Consider the following 8,303-nt stretch of genomic DNA (forward strand, 5'->3'; position numbering starts at 1 on the left):
ACGCCGGCACGCACGCGCAGGACGCCTCCGCGGACGCAGCGGTGGCGAGCGATCGCGCTGACACCGTCGACGCTCACGACCACGGCGACCAGCACGACGACGGCGCGGTCGAGTCGGACCGGGACCAGGTCGCCGACGCGCTCGACGAGGCCTCGGCCACTCTCTCCCACGCCGCCGACGCCCTCCGCGAGGACGCCGACGCGCACCGCGAGGAGGACCGCGACGGAGACCGGCCGTGACCGCGCTCCGCGGTTTCGGACGGGATCGCCTCCGGGCACGCCGTCCGCGGCCCCGGGGCGTCTGGGTGGCGTCCGGGATCGGGATCGTCCTGCTCCTCGCGATCGTCGTGGGCGCGTTCTTCCCGCTCGTCGGGTTCCTCGCCGGGGTCACGGCGACGACCGCAGGGCTCGTCCCGTTCCCGTTCGTGCGGGTCAGCCTCGTCGCACTGCTCGGCCTGGTCGTCGTGCTCGCGCTCGTCGTCCTGGCCCTCACGCGCCGGCACACCGCGACCTCGGTCATCGCGGTCGTGGTCGCCGTGCTCGTCGCCCTCGCGGTGACGGCCTACCCGGTCGTCACGGTCGCGGTCTCGTCAGCGGACCGCGCCGGCGACGTCTGGCCGATCGTGACCGACCTCTGGCAGCGCTTCACGGGCTGAGGCCCGGCGCACCGCACCTGCGGCCACGGCGGCACCTGCCGCGCCGGCCGCACCTCGAAGGGAGCACCACCATGCGGAACCGCATCATCCTGATCGGACTCGTCGTCCTGCTCGGGTTCTGGCTCGGCGCTCGGGCGAACCGTCCCGTCGTCAAGGACTCGAAGGCGGAGGTCGCGCGCCGCGCCCTCGCCGACCGTCGATCCCGGAAGCGTCGGAAGGCCCTCAAGCGCAAGCTCGGGCTCGGCTGAGTCCTGCACCACCGACCCCGTGCCGGGTCCGCGACCCGAACGCGGACCCGGCACGGTCAGGTCCGGGCCTCGAGGTTCGGTTGTGCGGGCACGAGACTCGGCCGCGTTCGCACGAGACTCGGCCGCGCAGGCACGAGACTCGGCCGCGACTACCTGAAACTCGCACACAGCGACGAGTCTCGTACTCCTGCGCACGAGACTCGTCGCTCAGCACGAGACTCGGCGCACCGCCCGAGCGCGGCGCGGCGCCTCAGCGCGCAGCAGCGAGCCGGGCGAGCCCCTCGTCGATCGACACCGAGGGTGCCCAGTCGAGGTCGTCGCGCGTCCGACGCTGGTCGAACCAGTGCGCCGTCGACAGCTGCTCCGCGAGGAACCGCGTCATCGGCGGCTCGTCCTGCCCCGGTCGCACGCGCCACACCGCCTCGACGACCGACCCCGCTGCCCGTGCGACCCCGGCGGGCACGTGCCACCGCGGTGCGGGCACCCCGGACGCCGTGCAGATCCCCGCGAGGAGCTCCCCGACCGGCCGCGGCTCGCCGTTCGTCACGACGTACGCCGACCCGTGCACCCCGTCGTCCATCGCGTGCTCGAGCGCCGCGACCATCGCAGAGGCCGCGTTGTCGACGTAGAGCGTGTCGATGAGTGCCGCACCGGAATCGAGCAACGGCAGCCGCCCCGCACGCGCCCGTTCGACGATCCGCCCGACGAGCTGGGTGTCCCCCGGCCCCCACACCAGGTGCGGCCGGACCGCGACGACCGCGAATCCCGGCTCGTCGGCGGCCAGTGCGAACAGTTCGGCGGCGGCCTTCGTGCGGGCGTACTCTCCGCGAGCCCGGTCGGGTTCGGCCGGACCCGCACCGACCCCGGCGAGTGATGACCCGGTGTGGGCCACGGACGGCGAGGACACGAACACCACGCGTCCGGCCCCCGCGGACCGCGCGGCGTCGAGGAGCGCCCGGGTGCCGTCGACGTTCACACGGCGGAAGTCCTCCGGGTCGCCCGCGAGCGACACCTTCGCGGCGAGGTGCACGACCGCGTCGACCCCGTCGACGGCGCGGACGAGGGCGTCCGGGTCGGTGACCGTCCCGAGCACGTCGGTGATGCCCGGTACCCCGGAGGGTCGGCGCTGGAACGTCCGGACCTCGTGCCCGGCGTCCCGCACCGCGGCTGCGGTCGCCTGTCCGAGGAACCCGCTGGCTCCGGTGACCAGGACCCTCACGAGCAGCCCCGCAGCGCCCGCTGCTCGGCGACGCCGCCGGTCACGGCCGCACCATCCGTCCACCGGCGAGCACGGACGACGCCCACCGGCCGAGCCGCGTGCGGTCGACCTTCGAGTTGTGCCGGACGTCGGTCGGCAGCACGGGCACGACGAGCACCGCGGCGACGGGGACCCCGGCGGCGGCACGCACCGCGGAGGCCAGGGACGGCGCCGCGAGGCCCGGACGACGCTGCGCGGGGTCGGTCTCGACGACGGCGACGACCTGCTGCGTGCCGCCGGGACCGATGCCCGTCACGCCGGCCCGACGGACCCCGGCGACGCGTTCGATCCGTTGCTCGGGGCCGACCGGGGTGACCACACCGTCCGGTGTCGTCACGACGTGCTGCAGCCGCCCCTCGACCCAGAGCCGTCCGGCCTCGTCGAGGTGTCCGACGTCACCGGTCCGGTGTCCGCGAGGATCCGCGACGCCGAGCCGCGCGGCCCGGTCCGTGCGCCAGAGCCGGTCGTAGTGGTCGCGCACGTGCGGGGCGGCGACGACGATCTCCCCCGTCACCCCGGGCGCGTCGGTCAGCGCTCCGGTCGCGGCGCCGTCGGCGTCGAGCGGAGCGATCCGGACCGTGACGCCGGCCGCGGGCACCCCCACGCAGACGCCGTCGTCGACCACACCGGTGACCCCCGCCGCCGCCCGGACCCCGTCGAGGTCGACGTCGGTCATGAGCAGCCCCTCCGTCATCCCGTAGGGCGTGTGCGCCGTCGCGTTCGGCATCAGCTCGGTCGCCGCGGCGAGCAGCGAGTCCGCCACCGGCGCTCCTGCGGAGAGGAACAGCTCGACACGACGCAGTGCCGTGCGGTCGGCGTCGGTCAGCTGCGAGGCGGTCGCCACGACGTTCGCGATCGCGGCCGGCGACAGGAAGACCACGGTCGCGTCCGCCGCCGCGACGGCCTGCGCCACGGCGGTCGCCGTGAGCGTCCGCGGTGCGGTGACGTCCATGTCCGGCGCCACCGACCGGGCTCCGAGCGCGGGCCCGAGGAGGGCGAACGGGGCGAACCCCGCGACGAGCCCCGTGCCGACCCCGACGCCGTACTGCGTCGCGAGGGCGTCCCGGACGGCGCCGAGCTGCGCGTGCGTGTACACGACACCCTTCGCCGGCCCGGTCGACCCGGAGGTGAAGAGCACTGCTGCGGCGGCGTCGGCCGACGGGGCGGCGGGCAGCGCTCCCCCGGCGGCGAGTCGGTCGGTCCCGGCCCGCGCGACCTCGGCGAGCGTGTGCGCGACCCCGAGGGCACGTCGTGCCGCTGCGGGGAGCGCGAGGGTCGCGATGCGACGGCCCGGCCACCCGAGCGCGCGTGACGCCGCGAGACCCGGCAGCGCCCCGACGATCCAGTCCGGTCGCGCACCGCGCACGGCCCGCGTGAGACCTCGGATCCCGAGGCCGGCGTCCGCGACCACCACGACGGCGCCGATCCGCACGCACGCGTAGAGCACGGCGGTCAGGTCGGCACCCGGGGTCACGAGCAGCGAGACGCGGTGCCCCGCGCGGACGCCGACGACGCCGAGTCCGGCGGCGATCTCCTCCACGCGGCGTGCGAGCAGCCGCCAGCTGACGGTGCGGACCCCGCCGGGCGTCGCCATCTCGACGAGTGCGGGTCCGTCGTCGTCGCGCAGGTCCTCGAGCGCGGCCCACAGCGAGCGGGTCGCTTCCGGTGCGGGGTCGGGAACGGCCGGGAGGTGGGCCCCACCGGCCTGTTCCGGCGCACTGCGCCAGCGGGGCGACGGCCGTGCCTGGAGGGACGGCTCGGCCGCGGCGGGCACGGTCCCCGCCGGCAGGCGGTCGCCCAGCCAGTCGGTGACGGTGCCGGCGACGTCGACGTCCTCCGGCAGCAGGTGTCCGGCGCCCTCGAAGCGGTGCACGTCGGCGTGCGGCAGGCGTCGGAGCAGGTCGTCGAGGTAGCGCTCGAGGAACACGGGGTCCCGCGGGCCCCACATCAGGAGCGCGGGGACGTCGAGCGCAGCGACCCCCGCGGCGATCCGGTCGAGCTCCGACGCCGACGCGTGATCGGCGTCCACGGGGATGTCCGCGACGAAGCCGCCGATGCCCCCGCGCCGGGCGGCACCGCGGTACGGCGCACGGAAGGCGTCGGCGACGGCGCGGTCGAGCTTCGGGTGCGCGATCGCCAGGGTGGTCTCGAGGAACGCGGGCGTCAGGACGGTCGCCCGGCCGAGCATCCCCGGCCCGAGCGCGAGCCGCAGCGGCGCGGGGATCGGTGCGTCGGCGGGCTGGTGCACCGCGGTGTTGCACGTCGCGACACCGACCACGAGGTCCGGGTGGTCGACCGCCCAGCCGAGCGACACCACCCCGCCCCAGTCGTGACCGAGCGTGACCACGGGACCGGTCAGCCCGAGCTCGTCGGTCAGCGCTCCGAGGTCGGCCACGCGCTGCGCGAGCCCCCGCTGCGTGCCCGTGCGCTCCGAGAAGCCCATGTCGAGCTGGTCGACCGCGACGACCCGCCACACGGGGCCACCGGCGCGGGCGACGTCCAGCGTGCGCTGCGCGACCGAGCGCCACAGGTACGACCAGGTCGGGTTGCCGTGGACGCAGAGCAGGGTGCCCACGGAACGCGCGCCGAGCGCGTCGAGGGAAGCCGCCGTGTCGAGGAGGTGCCAGGTGCGATCGTGGCGATCCGTGCCTCCCGGCCGCTCCTCCGCACCACCCGGCACGGTGACCAGCCGCGACCAGGTCGGGTCGAGTCCGGGCAGGGACGGCGGGAGCGTCGCCGGCGCGGTGGTGGCAGCGACGCGAGGGAGGCCGGACCTCACCAGTGCAGTTCCAGCATCGCGGTGTTGATGCCGGAGCCGACCCCGCCGAGGAACACGCGGTCACCGCGACGGATCGAGCCCTTCGCGACCTCGTCCGCGAGGGTGATCGGGATCGACGCCGGCCCCACGTTGCCGTACCGCTCGTACGTCGTCGGAACCTTCGACCGCGGGACGCCGATCGCGTTCACGAAGGCGTTGGTGTGCACGTCGGAGACCTGGTGCAGCACGTAGCGGTCCATGTCGGACCACTCGAAGTGTGCCTTGGCCTCGTTCCAGGCCTCGACCACGAGCTCCATGCCGCCCTTGAGCAGCATCTTCGCGTCGGTGAACATGCCGTCCGGGCTCCCGACGCACAGGTCGTACCACTGCGTCGCCGCACGGGTCACCCCGCCGATGAGCCGGTGTCCGGTGGGGTGGGCGTCCGTCCGGCCGAGCACGGCCGCCGCGGCACCGGACCCGAGGGTCAGGCTCGCGAACTCGCTCATGAAGTCCTTGCGGTTCCGGCCGCCCTGGTTGAGCCGGGCGATCGTGTTGAGCTGCACCTGGTCGGCGTCCTCGCCGTCCACGATGAGCGCGTACCGGATCTGCCCGGAGTCGATCATGCCCGCGGCGACGCTCATGGCGTTGACGAACCCGAGGCACGCGTTCGCGATGTCGAAGTTGATCGCCGACGACGGCAGCCCGAGGCCGTGGTGCAGCCGGACGGCCACGCTCGGCTCGAGGTGCGGTCGGGTCACCGAGGTGTTGATGAGCAGCCCGATGTCGTGCGGCTGGACGCCCGCCTCGGCCATCGCACGACGACCGGCGTCGATCGCGGCCTCGTGGAAGGTCTGCCCCTCGCCCCAGTTCCGACGTTCCTTGACCCCGGCCACGCGTTCGAGCAGGCCGCTCGGCAGACGGAGGCGACGGAGGGCACCGCGGAGGCGCTCCTCGATGTCGGCGGAGGTCGTCACGCGGTCCGCGGTGGTCGTCGCGACCGACAGCAACGAGACGTTGTTGTGCTTCGCGGTGGCGTTGCCGGGTCGCGCTGTCTCCGCTTCGGACGTCGGGTCGACGGGGCGGTCAGCGAGGATGGTCACCGACTCATCATTCCGCACAAGTGCTGGACGTGCGGTCCGGGTGCCCTCCACGCGCACTAGGACTGGTCGGTGACGGCGTCCTTCGGCAGCTTCCGGACCTTGCTCCGGCGCTTCCGGCGGTCCGGGATCATCGAGCGCATCTCCTCGAGCTTGCCGAAGCAGAGCAGGCGGTCGGACGCCTGCAGCTCGACGCCGCTGCGTGGGTTCGGGATCACCGACGCACCGCGGTGCAGCGTCAGCACGGTGATGTCACGGTCCCAGAGGCCCGACTCCTTGATCGTCTTCCCCACGAGGTCGGCGTTCGTGTGTACCAGCAGCTCGGCGACGCCGTACCCCGTCGAGACGCTGAGGCGCTGCCGGACGTCGATCTCCGGGAACGCGACCTGGTTGCCGATGAAGTCGATGATCGCGCCGGCGACGTCGAGCCCCGTGGCACGCTCGATCCCCTCCAGGCCGGGCGACGAGTTGACCTCCATGACGAGCGGCCCGTCGTTGCCCTCCAGCATGTCGACACCGGCGACCCGCAGCCCCATGATCTGGGCCGAACGGACCGCCGCTTCCTCGTACTCGGGCGTCAGCGTGACCTTCTCGACGGTGCCGCCGCGGTGCACGTTCGAGCGGAACTCGTCGCCGGAGGCACTCCGGCGCATCGCGGCCACGACGCGGTCGCCGACGACGAGTGCCCGGATGTCCTTCCCGCGGCTCTCCGAGATGAAGGACTGGATGAGGACGTTCTGCTTCGTCGAGTGCAGCGTCTCGACGATCGACTCGGCGACCTTCGCCTCGGGTGCGAGGATCACCCCGATGCCCTGGGTCCCCTCGAGCAGCTTGATGACGACCGGAGCGCCGCCGACGCGGTCGATCGCGCCGCGGACGTCGGCCCGGCTGTTCACGAACGTCGTCGCCGGCATCCCGATGTGGTGCCGCGAGAGGATCTGGTTCGCCCGGAGCTTGTCGCGCGAGTTCGTGATGCCCGTCGCCGTGTTCGGCGTGTAGACGTCCATCTGCTCGAACTGGCGCACGACCGCTGTGCCGTAGTAGGTGATCGAGTTCCCGATGCGCGGCAGCACGGCGTCGTAGTCGCTGAGGAGCTTGCCGCGGTACAGCAGGTCGGGTTCGTCGGCGGTCAGGTCGATCGCGAACCGGAGCGTGTTCAGCACCTTGACGTCGTGCCCGCGGTCGATCGCCGCGGCGCGGAGACGCTGGGTCGAGTACGCGTGCGGGGCGCGCGACAGGATGGCGAGTTTCATCGGTGGGTGCTCCGCTGGGTGTTCGGGGTATCGACGGCGACGCTCCATCAAAGCATGCGACAGGATGGGCACATGAGCCGCACCCCGACGATCGCAGGATGGCGTGAGTGGGCTGCCCTGCCGGGGCTCGCGCTGCCGTGGATCAAGGTCAAGCTCGACACCGGCGCCCGGAGTTCGGCGCTGCACGCGTTCGACCTCGAGGAGCTCCCCGGCGACCGGGTCCGCTTCTCGGTGCACCCGTGGCAGGACACCGACGCCGATGCGGTCACCGTCGAGTGCGACATCCATGACCGACGCACGATCCGCAGCTCCACGGGGCACACCCAGGAGCGCATCGTCATCCTCACTCCGATCACGCTGCACGAGCAGACGGTCGACGCCGAGGTCACGCTGAGCAACCGCGACCAGATGGGCTTCCGGATGCTCGTCGGGCGTGAGGCCCTGCGCCAAGGCTTCCTCGTCGATCCCGCGCGCTCGTTCCTCGGCGGCCGTGCACCGAAGGCGATCCGACGCCGCAACCGAGGCCGCGCGTGACCGCGGACCGGCCGGTCGCCGTCGCGTCGGCGCCGGACGCCCTCGCCCGCTTCGTCGCGGCCGTCGCCCGCATCGGTCGGCTGCTGCGCGACCGCGGGTCCTTCGACGGTCAGCAGCTCGTGTCCTCTGCCTGGGTGGACGCGATGCACGCGGACTGGGTGGAGGTCGGCTCGGACGGTCCGTTCACCCGGTACGGCCTTGCGGTGTGGGACGGCCCGGGCCCCGCGTGGCGGCTCGACGGTCGCTACGGGCAGTACGTGGTCGTCGACCAGGAGCGCGACGCCGTCGTCACGGTGACCGCCCACGAGGAGACGGACGACCACCGGCTGGCCGAGCTCGCGGTGTCCTGCCTCCGCGCGGCCTGAGGCGCACGTCGGCGTCGGGCCGACCTGGGGCTCACGTCCGCGTGGAGCCGGCCTGCACCTCCCACGACGGGCCTGCACGTCCCACGACGGTGTGTTCCGATCGGGACGTGGCCGATCCGGTGCGTGGATCCCGAG

At 73.6% G+C, this 8,303-nt stretch carries 9 protein-coding genes; 5 read left to right on the plus strand and 4 right to left on the minus strand.

Going from position 1 to position 8,303, the window contains the following annotated elements; all coding sequences use genetic code 11:
* From ACSW7Y_RS14460 to ACSW7Y_RS14470, 3 genes are all read left to right on the plus strand, one after another.
* Nucleotides 1–239 (plus strand): hypothetical protein (locus ACSW7Y_RS14460; RefSeq protein ID WP_438126944.1); only part of this gene is annotated, 239 nt, incomplete at its 5' end.
* Nucleotides 236–655 carry an MFS transporter permease gene (locus tag ACSW7Y_RS14465; protein ID WP_438126945.1) on the plus strand — a complete coding sequence of 140 codons (420 nt, stop codon included), beginning with the start codon at nt 236–238 and terminating at the stop codon, nt 653–655. The genes ACSW7Y_RS14460 and ACSW7Y_RS14465, both read left to right, overlap by 4 nt.
* Before the next feature lie 71 nt (nt 656–726).
* Nucleotides 727–903 (plus strand): hypothetical protein, encoded by a 177-nt coding sequence (locus ACSW7Y_RS14470; protein WP_438126946.1) that lies wholly within the window; start codon nt 727–729, stop codon nt 901–903.
* 250 nt (nt 904–1,153) lie between these two features.
* Here ACSW7Y_RS14470 and ACSW7Y_RS14475 read toward each other — a convergent pair whose 3' ends face one another.
* Genes ACSW7Y_RS14475 through rimK form a run of 4 tightly spaced genes read right to left on the minus strand, consistent with a single transcriptional unit; the run spans nt 1,154 to nt 7,269 of the window.
* The gene (locus ACSW7Y_RS14475) at nt 1,154–2,122 is read right to left on the minus strand and encodes an NAD-dependent epimerase/dehydratase family protein (RefSeq protein WP_438126947.1); all 969 of its coding nucleotides are present in this window, start codon (nt 2,120–2,122) and stop codon (nt 1,154–1,156) included.
* Between the two features lie 40 nt (nt 2,123–2,162).
* A complete protein-coding gene (locus tag ACSW7Y_RS14480; RefSeq protein ID WP_438126948.1) occupies nt 2,163–4,940 on the minus strand; it encodes an alpha/beta fold hydrolase in 2,778 nt (925 codons plus the stop codon).
* Nucleotides 4,937–6,019, minus strand: a complete 1,083-nt coding sequence (locus tag ACSW7Y_RS14485; protein ID WP_438126949.1) for a 3-oxoacyl-ACP synthase III — start codon at nt 6,017–6,019, stop codon at nt 4,937–4,939. Before ACSW7Y_RS14485 ends, ACSW7Y_RS14480 begins: the two co-directional genes overlap by 4 nt.
* Before the next feature lie 56 nt (nt 6,020–6,075).
* A complete protein-coding gene (gene rimK, locus ACSW7Y_RS14490) occupies nt 6,076–7,269 on the minus strand; it encodes a 30S ribosomal protein S6--L-glutamate ligase (RefSeq protein ID WP_438126950.1) in 1,194 nt (397 codons plus the stop codon).
* A 72-nt stretch (nt 7,270–7,341) separates the two neighbouring features.
* Here rimK and ACSW7Y_RS14495 point away from each other — a divergent pair, with 72 nt between their 5' ends.
* Nucleotides 7,342–7,803 carry an ATP-dependent zinc protease family protein gene (locus ACSW7Y_RS14495; RefSeq protein WP_058724280.1) on the plus strand — a complete coding sequence of 154 codons (462 nt, stop codon included), beginning with the start codon at nt 7,342–7,344 and terminating at the stop codon, nt 7,801–7,803.
* A complete protein-coding gene (locus ACSW7Y_RS14500; protein WP_438126951.1) occupies nt 7,800–8,168 on the plus strand; it encodes a serine hydrolase in 369 nt (122 codons plus the stop codon). Before ACSW7Y_RS14495 ends, ACSW7Y_RS14500 begins: the two co-directional genes overlap by 4 nt.
* Nucleotides 8,169–8,303 lie beyond the last annotated feature (135 nt).

Origin of the sequence: Curtobacterium flaccumfaciens, assembly GCF_051548005.1 — a bacterium.
In the GTDB taxonomy this organism is placed as follows: Bacteria; Actinomycetota; Actinomycetes; order Actinomycetales; family Microbacteriaceae; genus Curtobacterium.